Here is a 20,016-nt window from a genome sequence, read left to right as displayed (position 1 = left end):
GTCTCATCGTGCCACAGCGCCCCTGAGAGCCGGGTCGCCCCGAGGCCCTGGGTCGCCCCTCAGGCGCGCGGAGCGGGCGGCGGCACGCGCAGGGCGTCGCGCCAGCTCATGTCTCGCGAGGCCTTGATCGCGCAGATGACGAGCAGCATCCACCCGAGGTCGAAGATCGTCGTGCTCTCGAGGAGCGACACCGTCGCGAGGGCGACGAGGACGAGGGCGGTCCACACGTAGACGATGCTGCGTTTGGTCGAGGCGAGCAGCCACGAGCGCACGAGGGCGAGACCGACGAGAACCACGAAGCCGACCACTCCGACGTAGCCGAGCTGGTAGGTGACGTCGACGAAGGCGTTCAGGCCCGTCGCGTTCGCGCGCCCCGTCGCGATGTCGATGAGCATGTACGGAACCGACGTCGGCCACGTGCCGACGAAGCCCCAGCCGAGCAGCGGGTCGGGCGGGGCGAAGCGGTCCATCGTCTGCCACAGCTGCAGGCGCACCTCGAACTCGCTGCCCGCGTTCAGCAGGTCGATCACTCGTGCCCGCGCGAGCCACGCGATGAGGCCGCCGACGAGGATGACGCTGAGGAGCGAGACCTGGGCGATCCAGCGGGACGCCGCGGGAACGCGGCGGATTCCGAAGAGCGCGAGTGCGGCCACCGCGACGATCGCGACGATGCCGATCGCGACGGGGGAGCGCGACAGCAGCAGCAGGGCGGCGGCGAGGACGAGGGATGCCCGGCCGAGCGGCCGCGGGATCGAGCGCGTCGCCGTCTCGATCGAGAACGTGATGAGGGCGATGAGCGCGGCGAAGCCGAGTTCGTTGCGGGTGCCGAAGACGCCCTGCAGCGGGCCGAGGGTGGCGAGGTCGCCCTCGATGCCGAGGAACGGGATCGGCTGATCGATGAGCAGACCCGAGACGATCTCGAGCACGATCGAGAGCAGGAGGAGCAGGCGGAGCACGTCGCCGACGGGCCGCACGATCTGGATGGTGTCGCGGGTGACGGCGATGAAGAAGCCGAGCGCGCCGAAGGCCAGGAGGTAGCCGATGCGGCCCGCCGAGATGAAGGTCGTCTCCGACCAGAAGACCGACAGCGCTGCCCACCCCGCGAAGAGCACGACCGAGATCGGCAGGGCTCCGGACCACTCGAGCTGGTCGCGCCGCAGCCACATTTGCGCGGCCGCGAGCACGACGAGTCCGCTCACGATCGCGATGAGCGCCGGCCAGCCCGCGAGGCCGCGGATCAGGTGAGTCGAGAACGCGACACCGATGGCGACGACGGTCAGCACGTGTGTGAAGCGCGCCGATTCGAGGAGTTCGAGGAGGGCGCCGGGCAGGCGGAGGGGAGACCGATCGCTCATGCGTCTAGGGCATCGCCTCTCCGCTCAGCTGCCGTCGCTTCGTGAGGAACGCGACGGCGACGAGGAGCACCCAGCCGCCCTCGACGAGGATGCGGCTCTCGGCGAGGCTCTGGGCGATGAGCGCGGCGAGGACGAGGAGGGGGAGCAGGGCGCTCGCGCGCGGCGGCAATGCCGCCCCGCGGCCGTCGTAGGCGGTGTCGACCGCCAGGAACCAGGAGCGCCAGAGGGCGGGGATGACGATCGCGGCGAAGACGACGAGTCCGATGATTCCGAGCTGGAACCAGACGTCGAGCCAAGCGTTGTGAGCCTGGAGGTAGAGGACGCCCTTCCGCTCGGCGAGCGAGTCGAACGGATCGACCCAGGGGGCCCAGTAGCCGATCCAGCCCCACCCGGCGAGGGGCCGCTCGGAAGCGAGCCCGCTGACGGCCGCCCAGATGTCGAATCGGCCGGTCAGGTCGTCGCTCTTGCCGAAGATCGAGAGCAGGAGGTTCCAGCCGAGGGTCAGTGCGGCGATGGATGCCACGAGGGCCGCACCCGCGGTCAGATAGACGACGCCCCGACGCCGGGGGCCGCGGTGACGCGCCCACAGGGCGAACCCGAGCGCCGCGAGCACGACGACCGCCGCCAGTGTCACGGTCGCCGAACGCGTGAGCACGAAGCTCACGGCGGCGATCACGAGCCAGGTGATGCCCCACCGACGCTGCACGGTCTTCGCAGCGAGCTGGATGCCGAACACGATGAGGGCGAGCAGGGCGATGAAGCCGAGGAGGTTCCGACTCGCGACGATCCCCTCGATCGGTCCGCCGTCGAAGAGGAGCCCCCGCGACCAGTAGAACGCCATGGGGATCTTCTCGCCCTCGTACGAGACGAAGTTCGGCAGGAGCGGCCCGCGCACGACGAGTGCCACGCCGAGTTCGAAGAGGAGCGAGAGCCCGAGGATCCACCGCAGGGCGTTGCCGAGTGCGCGGAGGAACTCGGCCCAGCTGAGGCACAGTCCGACGAAGACCGCGGCGATGGTGGTGGCGACCGTCAGGCCCACTCCGAGTGCGCTCGCGGCCGGGTAGTGCGACCACGCGATCGACAGCGCGGCGACGATGAGGAACGCGGCCACGCCCTTGGGGGAGCGCCGCCACGACCACTCCGGCTTCTCGCGGACGAGCAGGACGACCGCGCCGATGGTCAGCAGCCCGGCGATGACCCCGAACCCCCACCACCCGAGCAGGTTGCGCCAGAACTGTCCGGCGAGCACCGTGAAGAAGAGGAGGACCGAGAACGCGCGCACGGCGAGGCGTCGGTGCGCAGGTGTCATGAAGCCAGGCTAGCGCGCTCACCCTGTCGACTCGTTGATATCGTCGAGTCATGGGAACCCGCGATGATGCCGACCGAGCCGAGCGCGAGCTGCGCTCGACCGAAGGGGCGGGGTACACCGATCGGTTGCTCGCCCACGAGAAGCGGGGCTGGCTCCGGAAGAACCTCGACGTCCAGGCGCCCTACCGTTGGGATCTGAAGCGGCTCGACCTCGGTCACACGCTTGACGTCGGGTGCGGGCTCGGGCGCAACCTCTTGAACCTCGAGGGCGGCGTCGGCGTCGACCACAACGCCGAATCGATCGCCGTCGCACGCTCGCGCGGCCTCACGGCCTACACGATCGAGGGCTTCCTCGCGTCCGAGCACGCCGTGCCCGAGAGCTTCGACTCCCTCCTCTTCGCCCACGTGCTCGAGCACATGGGTCGTGACGAGGGCTTCGACCTCGTCTCCCTCTACCTTCCGTTCCTCAAGCCCGGCGGGCGGGTGTGCTTCATCACGCCGCAGGAGGCGGGCTACCGCTCGGACCCGACGCACGTGCACTTCGTCGACTCCCAGGGACTGCGGGATGTCTGCGAGCGCTTCGACCTCGAGATCGAGCGCGACTACTCGTTCCCGTTCCCGCGCCCGATCGGCCACGTCTTCACGTTCAACCAGTTCGAGGTCGTCGCGCGGAAAGCCCCTTCCGTCGTCTCCGCATAGGCTGGTCGCATGCCAGCACTCCGAACGAAGGGGGCCGGACGCCTCCCGATCGGATCGATTGCGGCCGATCATTCCGGAGTGACGTTCGCGAGCACCCTCATCGAGCCGGGCGATTCCATCGACATTCTGCTCGACGGCCGCCGCATCTGGTCGACCTACGCGCCCACGCCTCGCCGCAACGGGACGAGCTATCTCGCGTGGCCCCGTCCGCTCGCCGAGCGGCTCGTCGGGAGCGGTGAGCTCGGCGTGCGGCGCAGCGACGGCGATGACGTCATCGCATCGGGTGCCGTGCAGATCGGCGCCCTCGACGAACCGATCTCACTCGTCAACGATCGCGGCGAGCCGCTGATGCTCACGAAGTGGGGCAGACTCGCCCGTTCGGCGAGCGATTCGAGCGTGCACGACCGACTGATCGCCGACGGGCGGAGCATCGTCGACGTCCTGCAGGCCGCGGGCTGGGCCGTCGTCGTCACGAGCGGGAGCCTGCTCGGTGCCATCCGGTCGGGTGACCTCCTGCCGCACGACGACGACTTCGATCTCGCCGTGCACCTCGATGCCGATTCTCCCGCCGACCTCGCCGTGCACTGCTACGCCCTCTGCCGCGACCTCGAGGCGGCGGGCTACGCGCCGATCCGGCACAGCACGGCTCATGTGCAGGTCCCTTTTCACTCCGACGACGGAACCCTCAGCCACTACGTCGACATCTTCACGGGCTTCCACAAGGACGGCGTCTACAACCAGCCGTTCGCGATGAGAGGCATGCTCGCCGAGAGCGACATCTTCCCGTTCGGCGAGGTCGACATCGCCGGCACCGCCTTCCCCTCCGTCGCGAACCCCGCCGCATGGCTCGCGCTCTGCTACGGCGCCTCATGGCGCGAGCCCGACCCCGCCTTCCACTTCCACGTTCCGCGCGCGACGACCCGCCGATTCGAGAACTGGTTCGGGGTCTTCGACCAGTTCCGCACCTTCTGGGACGACGCCGTCGAATCGGGCGAGATCGTCGCTCCCGTCACCGCTGACGCCGAGGGGCTCGCGGCACGTCTGCCCGCGTCATCCGTCGTCGTCGACCTCGGGTGCGGGCGGGGCGAGATCAGTCGCGAGCTCGCGGCCCGGGGCCACCACGTGATCGCGGCGGACTTCAGCGGCGCGGCCCTGCACCGCGCTCGTCTCGCGGGAGGACGGGTCGACTACCGGCGCATCAACTTCGTCGATCGACGCGACGTGCTCGACCTCGCCGTCGACGTGCGGTCGTTCGCCGCCGGTGCGCCGGTTCACCTGCTGCTGTCGAACGTGCTGCACAGCATCGGCCTCGACGGCCGGGCCAACATCTTCCTCCTGCTGCGACAGGCGCTGCGTCACGGCGGCTTCGCCTGGGCGTCGTTCCCGACCGACGAGGCGCGCTGGCTGCGCCACGAGGACCCGTCGTCGTGGCACCTGCCCCTCGACTGGGTCGAAGAAGAGGCCGCGCGCTTCGGGATAGTCTGTGAACTGATCGCCGCCGCCCCGGTGCGCGACCTGCACGGAACGCGCACCATGGCGACCGTGCTCCTGCGCCGGAGCGATACCGCGACGAACACCGACGAACACGAAGGGCCGAATCGATGACGAAGCCCCTCGACGGCATCAGCCGCAAGATCTCCGAGGCGAAGGACACGCGACTCTACTCGCGGCAGCGCCTGACGACGGAGGTGCGCCGGCTCAGCCGCGAGAACGAGCAGTTGCGTCGCGAGATCGACGAACTGCGTCGCGATTCGCAGCGCATCGCCGAGATCTACGACCTCGTCGTCGACCGCCTCAGCCGCGACAGCTGATCAGCCGGCGCGGTGATCGCGCCGCACGTCGATGACCTGACCCGTGACGGGGCTGTCGAGCACGCGGAGCGTCGCCCGCGCCACACTGCTCGCCGCCAGCAGGGTGTCGCTCGGCTCGTCGCCGAAGGCCTTCTGCCTCATCGGGGTCTCCGTGCGCTCGGGGTTGATGCAGTTCACGCGGATGCCGTCGTCGCCCCACTCGTCGGCGAGTGCCTGCGTGAGGTTCACCACGGCGGCCTTCGTCGCCGAGTACATGCTGTACGACGCGCGGCCCCGCGTGTAGGAGCTCGACGTGAAGAAGACGAGGTTGCCGCCGGAGCGGTGCAACGCGGGGTAGGCCTCCTGGGAGATCTTCACGGGGGCCATGAGGTTGACCTCGAGCATCTTGCGGAGCTCGGCGGGGTCGGCGTCGGCGAGCGGTGAACGCGAGAGCAGCCCGGCCGTCACGACGATGTGGTCGATCGGCCCGTCGCGCTCGGCGAGTTCGAGAGCCGCGCGGATGGCCTTCCGCTTCGTGACATCCGTTCCGGTCGCGCTGCGGCTGAACACGTGCACGGTCGCGCCCGCCGCACGCGCGAGTTCGGCGACGCTTGCGCCGATCCCCGAGCTCCCGCCGAAGACGACGATGTTCGAACCGGTCAGATCGGGCAGGGGAGTGGCGTCGGTGCCCGCGAGCTCGGCCGACTGCAGCTGGAAGAGCTTGTCGGCGATGTGGATGTCGAGCGGCTCGGTGATCTTCATGTTCTCGGGCGTACCGTCAACTACGTAGATCGGGACGTCGGGCAGATACGTGAAGACGACGCCGCAGTCATCCGTCGCCGAGAACTGGGGGTCCTGGCGGGCGAGCGCGTAGGCGCGGCGGATGACGGGAAGGCGGAACGCCTGCGGGGTCTGGCCGCGGCGAAGCGCCGCCCGTGGGGGGATGCCGGTGATGAGGCGATCGGAATCGACCTCGATGATCGTGTCGGCCGAGGGGATCGCCGTGTCGACCGCGTCATAGGTGTCGAGCGCGTCGATGCAGTCGCTGATGATGCGCTCGTCGATGAAGGGGCGAACGGCGTCGTGCAGCAGCACGGTGATCGACTCGTCGCCCTCGGTGGGCAGAGCCGCGAGAGCGAGCTCGGTGGTGTCGTTGCGCGTCGCACCGCCCGGCAGGATGGCCGTGAGCTTCTCGAACCGAGGATCGAGCTTCAGGTAGTCGAGCTCGTGGATCGTCTCGGCGTTCATCATGACGATGACCTCGTCGATGCGCTCGTGGGCGCTCAGCACCTCGATGGTGTGCTCGACGATCGCCTTACCGGCGATCCGGATGAGCTGCTTCGGGATGCCGAGACCGACGCGGGTTCCGACGCCGCCGGCGAGGACGACCGCGATGTTCCGCTGTCGTCCGCTGCTCACGTGTCGTCCCCCTCCGCTGCCGTCCAGTGGAATCCGGCAACCCGGGAAGTCTACTGGACGAGCCTCGCGCGGCGACTAGGGTCGAGGAGCGGCGGGGAGATCACGCCGCGATGACGAAGGACGGGCATGGCGATTCTCGATGTCGCGCGGCGATGGGCGGGGCCCGCGCTCGTGCGCGCTCGCGCGCTGCGGGGCCGGCTCCGCGCTCGCCGAGGGAACATCGGCGGCGAGGGTGTCGTCTCCGTCGTCATCCCGGTGCACAACGTGGCACCGTACCTCGATGCCTGCCTCCGTTCGGTGCTCGGCCAGGACCACGATCGGCTCGACGTCATCGTCATCGACGACGCCTCGACGGATGCGACGCCCGCGATTCTCGAACGCTGGCACCGCCGCGACCCGCGCGTGCGCGTCATCACGCGCACCGAGTCGCGCGGGCCGAACGCCGCGCGGAACCTCGCGCTCGCCGAAGCGCGCGGAGAGTTCGTCACCTTCCTCGACGGTGACGACGTGCTGCTCGCCGGGGCCTATCGCGATGCTCTCGCCTCCCTCCGCGCATCGGGCTCCGACTTCGCCGTCGCGAGCTACGAGCGGTTGGAGGGCGCAAAGCGCACTACGCCGGCCTTCTGGGTGCTCGACGCCCACGCCGCAGACCGGCGTGGGGTGACGCTCGCCGAGTGGCCGGAGGCCATGGTCAACGCCGTGCAGTGGTCGAAGGTCTATCGACGGGCGTTCTGGGAGGGCGCCGGCCTCTCGTTCCCCGAGGCCGGTCACTACCAGGACCAGATCGTCACGGCCCACGCCTTCGCCCGCGCCGCGACGTTCGACGTGCTGCACCGGCCCACGGTCGTCTGGCGCATCCGCGACGACGGCTCGTCGATGACGCAGCAGTACCGCGCCCTCGGGAGCCTGCGCGACCGGTTCGCGACGGCGCGGCGCGTGCTCGACATCTACCGTGTCGAGGCATCGCCTGCGGTCGTGCGCGCGCGCCTCGTGCAGTACCTCTCGAACGACTTCGCCATCACGGCGTCGACCGTGACCGATCTCGACGATGCCGCGTGGCACGTGCTGCGTGAGGAGCTCGCGGCGAGCGTGCCCGCGCCGTTCGACGACGAGATCTGGCTCGACGTTCCGGCGGAGTTCAAGGTGCTCTACGCGTTGATCCTCGAGGGCGACCGTGACCGTGCACTCGAGTACGTGCGCCGCGGCGGCCTCCGCATCCTCGACCACGCCCTCATCGACGTCGCCGGCGTCGCCCACATCGCGCTCCCGTTCTGGGGAGACGAGTCGGCGGCCGTGCCGCTCGAGTGCTTCCGCGCTGCGCCGCGTGAGCTGCGGGCGTTCGGGGTCGCCCTCTGAGTCGCGGATGACGCCCGCTTCGGGTCAAGCGTCCAAGCGATGCTAGGGTCGATCCGACTTTAACGCTTACAGGAAACGATGACTCGACCTCGCCGAAGACTCCCACGCATCGCCTACGTCGTCCACGGAAAAGATGGTCTGCACCCGGGCTCCGCGCACGTCCGAATCGTCCGACGAGCACGAAAGGCGCTGCGTGATGGTGACGCCTGGGTCATCCAGCTCGATGTCGACGAATTCAACAGACACGGCTCTCAGGGCGATTTCGATGCCGTGCTCGTGCAGCGCGACGCCGTCGAGCCGCTCCTCGCCTACCCCTTCCTGAAGGCGCTTCGCCGGACGAAGACGCGCCTCGTGCTCGACCTCGACGATGACCTGCTGACGGAACCCGCCGTCGATCGCCTTCTCGCCCAGGGCTACGATCACGTCCGTCTCGAGACGCTCAAGCGATTCGTACGCCATGCCGACTCCATCCTCGTGAGCACCGAACCGCTCGCCGCATCGGTGCGCACATTCAATCGCTCCGTCGTCCTCGTACCGAACGTCGTCGATCCCGAGCTGTGGACGCGGCCGCGACCCGCTGCGGAGGTCGCACCGCGGGGGCGCGAGATCCGCGCGGTCTACATGGGCAGCTGGACCCACGGCGGCGACCTCGACCTCCTGCGCCCGGTGTTCGAGTCCCTCGTCGATCACGAGGCACCTGTAGCTCTCGAGACGATCGGTGTCGCCGAACGCAACGCCCGCTGGTTCGAACGTCTCGACATCCCGGCCGGTCGTGGCAACTACCCGGAGTTCGTCCCGTGGCTGCTCGACAACCGCCACCGCTGGGACGTCGCGGTCGCGCCGCTCGAGAGCACCGAGTTCAACGCGCAGAAGAGCGACCTCAAGTTCCTCGAATACACGATGCTCGGGCTGCCGACGATCGCATCGGCCTTCGGTCCCTATGCACCGCACGCGTCCAACGGAATCACGCTGGCCGCGTCCACGGACGAGTGGAAGTCTGCGCTCTGGGACGTCGCACGCAACCGCGACGCCGTCGACTCCGCGCGCGCCGTGGCGACACGATACGTCGAGAGCGAACGTCTCCTCTCGGATTCGCGATCCTGGATTCGAGCGATCGTCGGGCGCGAACGATGAGCGCCGCTCCGACCGACGCCCAGCAGCCCGACGACTCCGCCACAGACGGGAAGACGTATGAATAGCCCGGACACGTCGAGTGTGGCCGCACGTGCGCGCGCCGCCGTCCGACGGGGACTGCCCGACAAGTTCAAGCCCGCCGTGCGCGACGGAATCGAACGACTGACGACCAACCTCGGCCGATGGCCGACCGCCGCAGCAGCGCTGCGTGCCCGCCAGACGGCGTATGCGCTCTGGTCGAGCGGCATCATCGATACGGAGTTCTACGGCACACAGGCCGGGCGGACCTTCGCCAACATGGCCGACGCAGCTCGGCACTACGTCGCGGAAGGCGTGCACTTCGGTCTCATGCCGAACCCGCTCCTCGACGACGAGTGGTATCGGAGAGTGTCGGGACGCAAGGGCTCGGCGATCACGAGCGTGATCTTCGACGAGACCATCGGCATGGTGGAGCTCGGGCCGGTGTTCGATTCGAAGCGATTCGCACAGGAGACCGATCCGAGCGTCCGCACGCCGTTGCAGGCATTGCAGAGCTTCGGGCGACGTGCTCGGACCGACACGATCCTTCCCGTCTCTCCTCTCGTTGAGAGCGTCATCGGCGACGCCCGGTGGGGAGCCGTCCGCTCCGCTCTCCTCGAGGAGTCACGCCGGTACACGGCCTCGCGCGCCTACGCGGTGCCGCGCCTCCGGCCGGCGACGGCTGAAGACGTCGAACGCTCCGCCGTGTTCCTGGAGGAACTCCGGGGAAAGGACACGAGATTCGGTGGGATCACCGAGCAGCCGCTCGTGTCGATCATCATGCCCGCTCGCGACCGCGCGCACCGACTCGACGAGTCCGTGCGGTCGGTCGTGCTGCAGTCGTACCCGAACTGGGAACTCCTGATCGTCGACGATGGATCGGTCGACGAGACGCCGACCGTGCTCCGAGAGTGGGCCGAGGCCGATTCCCGCATCCGCATCCTCACCCAGCCGCCGTCCGGGGTCTCGGCTGCGCGCAACCTCGGCATCGCGAATGCGACCGGTGAGTTCGTCGCGTTCCTCGACTCCGACAACGTCTGGGCGCCGGAGATCCTCGAGGTCGCCGTCCGGTGGATGACGCAGGAGAACGACGACGTCGTGCACACCGCCATCCTTCGCCACGTCGGCAGCTCACGGATCCTGTACCAGGGCGCCCAGGTCAGCGGCCACGACCAGCTGCTGCAGGCCGGAAACTCGGTCGACCTGAACGCTCTCGTCACGCGTCGCTCGCTGCTCACCGCCGTCGGTGGTTTCGACGAGAGCATCCGCCGATGGGTCGACTACGACCTGGCGCTCCGGCTGAGTCTTCACTCGACGCCTCGATTCCTGCCCTACGTCGGTGTCCACTACGACGACGCCGTCGGGACCGAGGCCCGTATCAGCACCACGGAGTCTGGCGCGTGGGAGAAGGCCGTCCTCGAGAAGTACTTCTGCGACTGGGATGCGGTGCGCGAGGCCGTCCCGTCACGCGTGCCTGGCCGGACGAGCGTCATCGTCCGGTCGAACGGAGACGCCTGGCGAGCGATCGAGGCCGTCGCCGACGTGTTCGAATCCAACGCGGACGCCGATCTCGAGGTCTTCGTCGTCTCGAGCGGTGTCACCCGCTCTGCGGCATCGACCCTCGTGGCCGCGTTCACCGGCAACCCCCGTGTGCACCTCGTCCATCTGCAACGTCGACACAGTCATCCGCTCGAGGCGAACTTCGTCTTCGGTCAGACGACCGGCGAGTTCGTCTGTTTCCTGGACCTCGGCGTCTCTGGTTCGACGGAGTGGATCTCGACCCTCGCCGCGACGCTCGAGGGCGACGCGTCGCTCGCCGCCGTGCAGCCGCTCATCGTCGGCGTCGACGGGGCCATCGAATCTGCCGGCCTCGCCTTCGGTGGCGCGTACGTCCTGCCGTGGAGCACCCTGCGCGGTCATCCGGTAGAGGATGCTGACCAGGTCGCGCTCCCTCGCCCGACCCGCGCCGTGACGTGGCGAGCGATGCTCGTGCGGGCCTCGGACTTCGCTGAGGTTCGCGGCTTCGACGTGCTCTACGGCGATGGATTCGGCGACGTCGACCTCTGCCTCCGTCTCGGCGACCTCGGACGACGTGTCGGTGTGGTGACGGCAGCTCGTCTGCGTGTGCAGACGACCTACCGCTGGGAGCGCAAGGTCGATCAGCTCGGTGCCGCTCGTCTGCTGCGCGAACACGGGGCGCACCTTCCGGAGCCCGATGTCGAGCTCTATCGCGCGATCGGTGCGGAGATGCGTGGTTACGACGCCCGCGAGGACCTGACTCACGCGCTCGCGCGGGTCGGAAAGCCCCTCGTCGTCCGAGATCAGTCCGACCCGACCGTGCGCTGGGCGATCAAGACCGCAGCGCCGGCGGGAGCACGAGGAGACCATTGGGGCGACACGATGTTCGCCGATGACCTGGCGGAAGCGCTGCGTTCACAGGGTCACCGCGCCGTCGTCGATCGGCGCGAGGCCGTCGCGCGCGAGAGCGCCCACCTCGACGATGTCGTCGTCGTCCTCCGTGGACTCGATCGGGTAGCTCCTCAGCCGGGCGCCGTCAACGTGCTCTGGATCATCAGTCACCCCGAACTCGTCACCGCGGACGAGATCCAGTCCTTCGACGTCGTCTTCGCGGCGAGCGAGCCCTGGGCGGAGCGCGCCACACGCCGATTCGGCCGCGAGGTGCTGCCGCTGCTCCAGGCGACGAACACGAGCCGATTCGCTCCCTCGCGAAAGGGCGAGGTCGATTCGGCCGAAGTGCTCTTCGTTGGAGCGACACGCAAGGTCTACCGGCCCATCGTGCGATGGGCGAGCGACATCGGAGCCGATCTCAGCATCTACGGACCAGGTTGGCAGGGCCTCGTCGACGACGAGCAGATCCGGGGAGAGTCGCTCTCCGCTGCCGAGGTCGGCGCGCACTACGCGTCGTCGCGCGTGGTCCTCAACGACCACTGGACCGAGATGGCTGCCGAGGGCTTCATCTCCAACCGTCTCTTCGATGCGGTGGCGACCGGAACCTGGGTCGTGAGCGACGTCGTCGAAGGGATCGGCGAGATCTTCGGCGATGCCGTGACGATGGTCAGCGATCGAGAATCGCTCCGCGACGTGCTGATCGACTCCGACCACCGTCCGTCCGACGAGGTCCTCGCCCGCTCAGCGGAGCGGATTCGTCAGGAGCACTCCTTCGTCGCGCGCTCCCAGAAGCTCATTGCACACGTCGACGCCATCATGGAGAAGCGACGTGCCCAGAGCGGTGCCGAGGTGAACCCGGCGTAGTCCGTCTCACTCCTCACCGCATCTGTCCGGTGACGACCGTGCGCGTCGAGCGCTTCGGGGGTGCAGCCCTCGCGTCGGTCAACACCGCTAGTCGAGCGCGGCCACGAGTCTCTCACCGAGGAAGGGCGCGAGGGTCGCGGCGTAGGTCGCCGTCAGGTGACCCGGATCCCGATACACGATGACGTTGCCGATGACGGGGCGACAGACATCCGGCTCGCAATGGATGTCGGTCAGGTCGATGAGCCGAGCGTTGTCGTCGGCTTCGACTGCCGTGCGCATCGCGTCGCCCGGCAACGCATCCGCTCGCGGCACGGTGCACGCGTCAGCCGCCGCGAGTCCTTCTCGCTCGACGCAGGTGATCACTTCCCTGCTCATCAGGGGGTTGTCGACGAGGCCGAGCACAGGCACATCTTCCGGCAGTGTCGACCACGCGGCGATTAGTCCGTCGGACGTCGCCTGCTCGACGGACTCGCCGTTCGCGGGTCGGACCTCGCCGTCCGGGGTGCGGCGGGCGTTCGTCACGAGCACGGCGTCGAGGTCGGTCGACGCGGCGATGTGCTGCCGGACTTCTCCACGCCACTGTTCGCATTCAGCCGTCAGTTCGTCGGTGCTGAAGACCAGTTCGGCGTCGGTCCAGTAGCACCCGATGCGCCCGGCGACATCGATGCGCCAGTTCAACTCTTCCGCGATCGTCTCGTACGCCTCGAGGAGCGTGTTGTTGTGCGAGTCGCCGACCGCGAGGATGTGCTTGTCGTAGCCCGTCGTCGGTCCGAGCGGACAGACCCGCAGGGTGCCGTCGCCGCGCGTCGACCAGCACTCGGAACGGTTGACGTCGTCGGTGAGCAGGTCGGCGGCGCTCGGCAGAAGCACGTCCCGAAGCTCCTCGTCGACGTCGCAGCCCGTGACCGCGACCGCTGCGCCGAGGCACTCTGCGTTTGCCTGAAGCCGCTCGTTCTCGGCGGAGGCTGCCGACGCCTGACCCGACGAGATGAGCATGGGCGGAATCGCCAGCGAGAGGACGACGGCCATCCCGATGACGGACCAGAGTGCGACCGTCCGCGGCCGGCGCTGACCTCCGAGTAGACGTCGATCGAATCGCACGGGGTCCTCGACGAATCGCGTGGATGCTCCCGCTACGACGATCGATGCGATCAGGATCGCGACCTTCTCGAGCGTCGTGAGTTCGTGGCCTGTCACGTAGGGCACCAGCACGATGAGGGGCCAGTGCCACAGATAGATCGCGTACGACACGGCGCCGATGAACGCAACGGGGCGGATCGAGCCGATCCTCTCGAGCAGCGTCCGTCGGCCGCCCCAGATGCAGAGCGCGGTGCCGATCACCGGCACCGCCGCCATCGCACCGGGAAACGGGGTCTGCGCGTCGAACAGCGCGACCGATGCGATGATCGCAGTCACGCCGACGATCGTGAGGACGTGGCGTGCCGGTCCGCGGCTGAGTGCGGGCGCGAATGCGACGAGAGCGCCCACGCCGAACTCCCAGGCCCGAGAGAAGGTCGAGAAGTACGAGAGCGGCGCCGCCGTCGCCGTGATCCACAGGCTGTAGCCGAAGCTCAGCGCCGTGACGGACGCCAGCGCGATGAGGATGGCCGTCTGCGTGCGCGATCGAGTGCGCGTGGCGACGAGGCAGGCGCCGAGCATCACGATCGGCATCATCACATAGAACTGCTCCTCGACTGAGAGCGTCCAGAAGTGCTGGACGGGAGACGGTATGTTGCCCGTCGCCGCGAGGTAGTCGACGCTGTTCGCCGCGAGCAGCCAGTTCTGCACGTACAGAGTGGAGGCTGCGATCTCGGACAGGAACTGCTGCCACCGGCCCGCGGGCACGAAAGCGAGGATCGCGAGTGCGGTCACTGCGAGGACCAGGAGGGATGACGGGAGGAGGCGTTTCGCTCGCCTGGCCCAGAACCGACCGAGTCGGATGCTCCCGGTGCGAGTGGATTCCCCGAGAAGATGCGACGTGATCAGGTAGCCGGAGATGACGAAGAAGACGTCGACGCCGACGAAGCCACCGGTGAGGCGCAACGGCCACAGGTGGAACACGAGCACGGCCATGACGGCGAGCGCGCGAAGAGCTTGGATCTCGGGCCGAAAGCCCGATGCCGAGGGCGCTGTGCTGACGGAAGGCGCATCGAGCGACGTCGCGGTCACGTGTCGACCGTCCTCAGCGCAGGCCCACCCCTGAACACTCCGTCTCCTGACTCGACCGGACGATCACACCCCTACCGCGACTCCGATGGGCCGCAGTTCCGACGCGCTGACATTACACGATCGCCTCCCGCCATGACGCCCGTGCTCCCCGGCATGGCCGTCCTAGACGAACGCCGCCTTGCCCGTGACCGAGCGCCCGACGATGAGGGTGTTCATCTCGCGCGTGCCCTCGTACGAGTAGAGCGCCTCGGCGTCGGCGAAGAAGCGAGCGGCGTCGAAGTCGAGCACGATGCCGTTGCCGCCGAGGGCCTCGCGCGACCACGCGACCGTCTCACGCATGCGCGAGGTGGCGTAGGCCTTCGCGAGGGCCGAGTGCTCGTCGCGCTGCTCGCCGCGGTCGAGCATCTCGGAGACGCGCACGACCATGCCGATCGACGCCGTGATGTTGCCGAGGCACTTGACGAGCAGGTCCTGCACGAGCTGGTGCGAGGCGATCGGCTTGCCGAACTGCACGCGATCGGTCGCGTAGCGCACGGCGGCCTCGTAGGCGCCGATCGACGTGCCGACGGCGGCCCAGGCGACCTCGGCGCGCGTGAGGCGCAGCACCTTCGCGGTGTCCTTGAACGAGTTGGCGTTCTGCAGGCGGTGCGACTCGGGCACGCGTACATCGGTGAGCGTGATATCGGCATTCTGCACCGTGCGCAGGCTGATCTTCCGCTCGATCTTCGTCGCGGAGTACCCCGGCGTCGAGGTCGGCACGATGAAGCCCATGACCTGGCCGTCGTCGGCATCCTTCGCCCAGATGATCGTGATGTCCGAGAAGGTGGCGTTGCCGATCCAGCGCTTCTCGCCGTTCAGGATCCAGTCGTCGCCGTCGCGCGTCGCGATCGTGCGGAGGCCCTGCGCCGAATCCGACCCCGACAGCGGCTCCGTGAGGCCGAAGGCGCCGATGATCTCGCCGCTCGCGAGCTTCGGTATCCACTCCGCGCGCTGCTCGGCCGAGCCGCACACCGCGATCGACCCGGTCGCGAGACCGTTCTGCACTCCGACGAAGGTCGCCACACCGGCATCCACCCGGGCGAGCTCGAGCGCGACGAAACCGCGGAAGACGGCCGAGTTCTCGAACCGGCGGGTCTCCTCCCAGCCGTGCGAGAGCACTCCGAGCCGAGCGAGCGGTTCGATGACCTGCATCGGGAACTCCGCGCGCTCCCAGTAGTCGTTGACGACCGGGGCGACGTCCGCCTCGAGCCACGCGCGCAGCTCGGCGATCGACTCCTTCTCGACATCGGTCAGCTGGTTCTCGTACGCGTAGAAGTCGCTCGCCAGGGGCTCGAAGGTCATGGTTGCTCCAGTGCAATCGTGGGTCGGATGCCGTCAGCCTAGGCCCGTGCACGGAGCGACCCAACCCGGTTGGTAGTTTGGACCAAAGCGCCGAGAGAAGGGCCCGACATGTTTGTGCCGATCGCCAATGAACCCCGGAACTATGCCTGGGGTTCCCGCACGATGATCGCCGAGTACCTCGGCCGACCGGCATCCGGAGAGCCCGAGGCCGAGCTGTGGCTCGGTGACCACCCGGGCTCGCCGGCGACGATCGTCGACACCGAGGCGACCGGCGGCGCGGCCGACCTCGCGGCGTGGATCGCGGCCGACCCGGCGACGGCGCTCGGCGCAGCATCGGGGGAGCGGCTGCCCTTCCTCCTCAAGGTCCTCGCGGCCGACGGCCCGCTGTCGCTGCAGGCTCACCCGACGCCCGATCGGGCGCGTGAGCGCTTCGAGTTCGAGAACGACGAGGGCATCCCCCTCGACGCCTACAACCGCAACTACCGCGACCCGTTCCACAAGCCCGAGCTCATCGTCGCCGTGAGCGAGACGTTCGACGCCCTGTGCGGTTTCCGCGCGCTCGACGAGTCGCGGGCGATCCTCTCCGAGCTGCGCGCGATCGACGCGGCGACGCCCGACGCCCAGCCCGGCGCCCTCGACCTGCTCGACGCCCGGCTCCTCGGCGACACCCCGATCCACGACGCGGTCGAGTGGCTGCTCCGCGACGGCCGGGGCGGTGACACGGGCGAGGTGCAGTGGCTCGTCGAGCGCGTCGTCCACCTCGCCGCCCTCGCACCGAGCGATTCGGCCTTCGCCGATGTCTTCGACACCGTCGGCGTGCTCGCAGCGACGTACCCGGGCGACCCCGGCATCGTCATCTCGCTCCTCGTCAACCGCGTCACGCTCACGCGCGGCGAGGCGCTCTACCTGCCGGCCGGCAACATCCACGCGTACCTGCACGGCCTCGGCATCGAGCTCATGGCGGCGTCCGACAACGTCCTGCGCGGCGGGCTCACTCCGAAGCACATCGACGTCACCGAGCTGCTCGAGGTCCTCGATTTCGAGCCGGTTCCCGTTCCGCGACTCGCGCCCGAGACGCCGAGCGCCGGCGTCGAGGTCTTCCGCCCCGACGTGCCCGACTTCGTGCTGTACCACGTCACCCCCGGCCCCGAGGCGGCGGCGGTCGAGATCGGGGCCGCCGCGATCCTGCTCTGCACGAGCGGCGCGCTCGAGGTGACGGGCAGTGCGTCATCCGTCACCCTCGCGCGCGGCGAGGCGGTCTACGCGACGCCCGACGAGGGCGCTCTCACGGTCGTAGGCCGGGGTGAGCTCTTCCTCGCGACGTCGGGGCGCTGAGCCGGCCTAGGCGACACGAGCACCGAACGTGCGGCGGTACGCCGTCGGGGTTGTCTGCAGCACCTTGACGAAGTGGTGTCGCATGACGGCCGCCGCTCCGAAGCCGGTCTCCCGCGCGATCTCCTCGAGGGTCAGGTCGCTCGATTCGAGCAACTGCTGCGCCCGCAGGAGGCGCTGACGGTTGAGCCACGCGGCGGGCGTCGTGCCCGTCTCGGCGCGGAAACGCCGGGCGAAGGTGCGTGACGACATGAGCGCCTTCTTGGCGAGCACGTCGACGGTCAGGTCGCGGTCGAGGTTCTCGAGCATCCACTCGGTGACGACGGCGAACGAGTCGCTCGTGCACTCGGGCACGGGTGTCGCGATGTACTGCGACTGCCCGCCGTCGCGCTGCGGGGGCACGACCATGCGCCGGGCGACGATGTTGGCCGCCGTGGCACCGAGCTCGGTGCGCACGATGTGCAGGGCGGCGTCGATGCCCGCCGCGGTGCCGGCTCCCGTGACGACCTTGCCGTCCTGCACGAAGAGCACGTCGGGGTCGACGTCGGTGCCGGGGAAGCGATCGGCGAGCTGGTCGGTGTACATCCAGTGCGTCGTCGACCGGCGGCCGTCGAGCACGCCGGCCTCGCCGAGGATGAACGCGCCGCTGCAGACGCTCATGACCCACACGCCGCGCTCGACGGCCTCGCGCACCACGCGCAGCACCTCGGGGTGCGGGGTCTCGCCGATGAGCGCTGCGGGCACGGCCACGAGGTCAGCATCGTCGGCGGCGGAGAGGTCTTCGTGCACGACGATGTCGAAACCGAGCTTCGTGGGGATCGGTCCGGGCTCGGCGGCGATGACGTGGAAGTCGAACGTCGGTCCGTTCATCGCGGAGCGGTCGATCCCGAAGACCTCGCAGATGACGCCGAACTCGAACGGAGCCATCTGGGGGAGGGCGAGGCAGACGACCTTCTCGAGCATGATTCTCCGATCTGGCAGGAATGTGCCGATTGGCGTCCATTCTGCCACTGGTGGCATTTTATGGCAATCCATAGATTTACTGCCATGTCACTGATCATCTTCTCCTTCCTCGGTCTGCTCGCCCTGGTCGGCGTGGTCGCCGCCCTCGCGAGCATCGCGAACGACGGCTACGGTCGCCCCGACATCGCCCGCCGCGTCCGGCACGCGCACAACCTCGACCGGCCCGCCCGCTGACGGATGACGGAGGCCCGCGCTCGATCGATAGAGTGATCGAGGCCGGGCGAAGGTCGCCGGCCAGGCGGAGGACACGGATTCATGAGCTGGCTCGTCACCGGTGGTGCCGGATACATCGGAGCGCACGTCGTGCGCGCATTCCAGGCTGCGGAGATCGACGTCGTCGTCCTCGATGACCTGTCGAGCGGATTCTCGGCGTTCGTGCCGTCCGACGTGCCGTTCGTGCAGGGTTCGATCCTCGACGGCGCACTGATCTCCGAGACGATCCAGCGCTACGGCATCACGGGCGTCGTGCACGTCGCCGGCTACAAGTACGCGGGCGTCTCGGTGCAGCGGCCGTTGCACACGTACCAGCAGAACGTCACGGGAACCGCGATCCTCCTCGCCGCGATGGCCGATGCCGGCGTCGACCGCATCGTCTTCTCGTCGAGCGCCGCCGTCTACGGCACACCCGACGTCGACCTCGTCACCGAAGACACCCCGAAGAGCCCGGAGTCGCCCTACGGCGAGTCGAAGCTCATCGGCGAGTGGCTGCTCCGCGACCAGGGTGTGGCCGTCGGGCTCCGCCACGCGAGCCTCCGCTACTTCAACGTCGTCGGCTCGGGCGACCCCTCGGTCTACGACGCGAGCCCGCACAACCTGTTCCCGCTCGTCTTCGAGGCGCTGCTCGCCGGTCGTACGCCCCGCATCAACGGCGACGACTACGCGACGCCCGACGGAACGTGCGTGCGCGACTATATCCACGTCGCCGACCTCGCCGCGGCCCACGTCGTCGCGGCTCAGCGTCTCGATGCGGGCGACCCGATCGAGACGGTCTACAACCTCGGATCGGGCGACGGCGTGTCGGTCGGCGAGATCATGTCGGCCGTCGCCGAGGTGACCGGCATCGACTTCACTCCCGAGATCGCACCGCGTCGCCCCGGCGACCCCGCCCGCATCGTCGCGACCGGCGAACTCGCCGCGCGCGACCTCGACTGGCGCATGCGGTACTCGCTCGTCGACATGGTGCGGAGCGCCTGGGAGGCTCGTCGCGCCGCGAGTTGACCCGCCTCCGGGGGCCGTCCGCGGCCGCTGTTGTCGATTCGTGACAGAGGTCGCGGCGTGTCGTTTCGAGACCGAACCCTCAAGAGCGAGTAGAGGGTTGAGCAATCACGACTTGACTCAGGCCTAACTACACGGGTGTAATTACTCATGACACGGCGATTCGCCGCTGGCAGATTGGGCGGGAGACGATATGGCGATTCCTGAGTATCGTTCCGGGGTTCCCGACGACTGGTTCGTCGATCCCGTCCGACTCGGTGTCCCCGGGGTGCGGCAGAGCGTCGATGACGACAACCCTCTGGCCTGGCAGTCCGACGCGCTGTGCGCGCAGACCGACCCCGAGGCGTTCTTCCCCGAGAAGGGCGGCTCGACGCGCGACGCCAAGAAGATCTGCACGACGTGCGAAGTGCGCTCCGACTGCCTCGAGTACGCGCTCGACAACGATGAGCGCTTCGGCATCTGGGGCGGCCTCTCCGAGCGCGAGCGTCGCAAGCTCCGCCGTCGCGCCGTCTGAACCTCGTCCGGTCGATTCGTGCCACGCCCGACGTGCTGAGCGTCGAACGAGCCACGCCCACCTAGGCTGA

The 20,016-nt window shown here is 68.7% G+C and carries 17 protein-coding genes; 10 read left to right on the top strand and 7 right to left on the bottom strand.

The genetic code is table 11. The features are described 5' to 3' along the window. Positions 1-59: 59 nt before the first annotated feature. Positions 60-1,355 carry an exopolysaccharide production protein gene (locus BJ972_RS06055; protein WP_129172913.1) on the bottom strand — a complete coding sequence of 432 codons (1,296 nt, stop codon included), beginning with the start codon at positions 1,353-1,355 and terminating at the stop codon, positions 60-62. Between the two features lie 4 nt (positions 1,356-1,359). Next, positions 1,360-2,664 carry an O-antigen ligase family protein gene (locus BJ972_RS06050; protein ID WP_129172912.1) on the bottom strand — a complete coding sequence of 435 codons (1,305 nt, stop codon included), beginning with the start codon at positions 2,662-2,664 and terminating at the stop codon, positions 1,360-1,362. A gap of 50 nt (positions 2,665-2,714) precedes the next feature. On the opposite strand from BJ972_RS06050, the gene BJ972_RS06045 reads away from it, so the two are divergent. The 3 genes from BJ972_RS06045 to BJ972_RS06035 are packed head-to-tail and all read left to right on the top strand — an operon-like array spanning position 2,715 to position 5,173. Further along, entirely contained in the window at positions 2,715-3,362 is a 648-nt protein-coding gene (locus tag BJ972_RS06045; protein ID WP_129172911.1) for a class I SAM-dependent methyltransferase, read from the top strand. A gap of 9 nt (positions 3,363-3,371) precedes the next feature. Then, the gene (locus BJ972_RS06040; protein ID WP_129172910.1) at positions 3,372-4,967 is read left to right on the top strand and encodes a LicD family protein; all 1,596 of its coding nucleotides are present in this window, start codon (positions 3,372-3,374) and stop codon (positions 4,965-4,967) included. Beyond that, a complete protein-coding gene (locus tag BJ972_RS06035; RefSeq protein WP_129172909.1) occupies positions 4,964-5,173 on the top strand; it encodes a hypothetical protein in 210 nt (69 codons plus the stop codon). The genes BJ972_RS06040 and BJ972_RS06035 overlap by 4 nt, the downstream gene beginning before the upstream one ends. On the opposite strand, the gene BJ972_RS06030 is transcribed toward BJ972_RS06035, so the two are convergent. After that, the gene (locus BJ972_RS06030; protein ID WP_129172908.1) at positions 5,174-6,571 is read right to left on the bottom strand and encodes a bifunctional cytidylyltransferase/SDR family oxidoreductase; all 1,398 of its coding nucleotides are present in this window, start codon (positions 6,569-6,571) and stop codon (positions 5,174-5,176) included. Between the two features lie 126 nt (positions 6,572-6,697). Between BJ972_RS06030 and BJ972_RS06025 the strand changes: the two genes are divergently transcribed. Continuing rightward, positions 6,698-7,927, top strand: a complete 1,230-nt coding sequence (locus BJ972_RS06025) for a glycosyltransferase family 2 protein (protein ID WP_129172907.1) — start codon at positions 6,698-6,700, stop codon at positions 7,925-7,927. A 66-nt stretch (positions 7,928-7,993) separates the two neighbouring features. Here the strand turns inward: BJ972_RS06025 and BJ972_RS06020 are convergent, their stop codons facing one another. After that, positions 7,994-8,386, bottom strand: coding sequence for a hypothetical protein (locus BJ972_RS06020; protein WP_129172906.1), 393 nt, complete (start codon positions 8,384-8,386; stop codon positions 7,994-7,996). Positions 8,387-8,401: 15 nt separating this feature from the next. On the opposite strand from BJ972_RS06020, the gene BJ972_RS06015 reads away from it, so the two are divergent. Both BJ972_RS06015 and BJ972_RS06010 read left to right on the top strand, forming a co-directional pair. Next, positions 8,402-9,061 (top strand): glycosyltransferase family protein, encoded by a 660-nt coding sequence (locus tag BJ972_RS06015; RefSeq protein WP_129172905.1) that lies wholly within the window; start codon positions 8,402-8,404, stop codon positions 9,059-9,061. Between the two features lie 81 nt (positions 9,062-9,142). Continuing rightward, positions 9,143-12,352 (top strand): glycosyltransferase, encoded by a 3,210-nt coding sequence (locus tag BJ972_RS06010; RefSeq protein WP_179419926.1) that lies wholly within the window; start codon positions 9,143-9,145, stop codon positions 12,350-12,352. Between the two features lie 87 nt (positions 12,353-12,439). Here the strand turns inward: BJ972_RS06010 and BJ972_RS17645 are convergent, their stop codons facing one another. Then, complete coding sequence (locus BJ972_RS17645) at positions 12,440-14,521, bottom strand: acyltransferase family protein (protein ID WP_129172903.1); 2,082 nt, start codon at positions 14,519-14,521, stop codon at positions 12,440-12,442. A gap of 162 nt (positions 14,522-14,683) precedes the next feature. After that, positions 14,684-15,862, bottom strand: a complete 1,179-nt coding sequence (locus tag BJ972_RS06000) for an acyl-CoA dehydrogenase family protein (protein WP_129172902.1) — start codon at positions 15,860-15,862, stop codon at positions 14,684-14,686. A 108-nt stretch (positions 15,863-15,970) separates the two neighbouring features. Here BJ972_RS06000 and manA point away from each other — a divergent pair, with 108 nt between their 5' ends. Then, positions 15,971-17,197: a mannose-6-phosphate isomerase, class I gene (manA, locus tag BJ972_RS05995; RefSeq protein WP_129172901.1), complete on the top strand. Its 1,227-nt coding sequence runs from the start codon at positions 15,971-15,973 to the stop codon at positions 17,195-17,197. Positions 17,198-17,203: 6 nt separating this feature from the next. On the opposite strand, the gene BJ972_RS05990 is transcribed toward manA, so the two are convergent. Further along, positions 17,204-18,157, bottom strand: a complete 954-nt coding sequence (locus tag BJ972_RS05990) for a GlxA family transcriptional regulator (protein ID WP_129172900.1) — start codon at positions 18,155-18,157, stop codon at positions 17,204-17,206. 84 nt (positions 18,158-18,241) lie between these two features. Here BJ972_RS05990 and BJ972_RS05985 point away from each other — a divergent pair, with 84 nt between their 5' ends. From BJ972_RS05985 to BJ972_RS05975, 3 genes are all read left to right on the top strand, one after another. Further along, positions 18,242-18,391 (top strand): hypothetical protein, encoded by a 150-nt coding sequence (locus BJ972_RS05985; RefSeq protein ID WP_164989877.1) that lies wholly within the window; start codon positions 18,242-18,244, stop codon positions 18,389-18,391. An 81-nt stretch (positions 18,392-18,472) separates the two neighbouring features. After that, complete coding sequence (gene galE / locus BJ972_RS05980; protein ID WP_129172899.1) at positions 18,473-19,435, top strand: UDP-glucose 4-epimerase GalE; 963 nt, start codon at positions 18,473-18,475, stop codon at positions 19,433-19,435. A 190-nt stretch (positions 19,436-19,625) separates the two neighbouring features. Continuing rightward, positions 19,626-19,946, top strand: a complete 321-nt coding sequence (locus BJ972_RS05975; protein WP_129172898.1) for a WhiB family transcriptional regulator — start codon at positions 19,626-19,628, stop codon at positions 19,944-19,946. Positions 19,947-20,016: the final 70 nt, after the last annotated feature.

The organism is Agromyces atrinae (genome assembly GCF_013407835.1).
GTDB lineage: Bacteria > Actinomycetota > Actinomycetes > Actinomycetales > Microbacteriaceae > Agromyces > Agromyces atrinae.
This window is presented reverse-complemented; position numbering and strand designations above follow the sequence as displayed.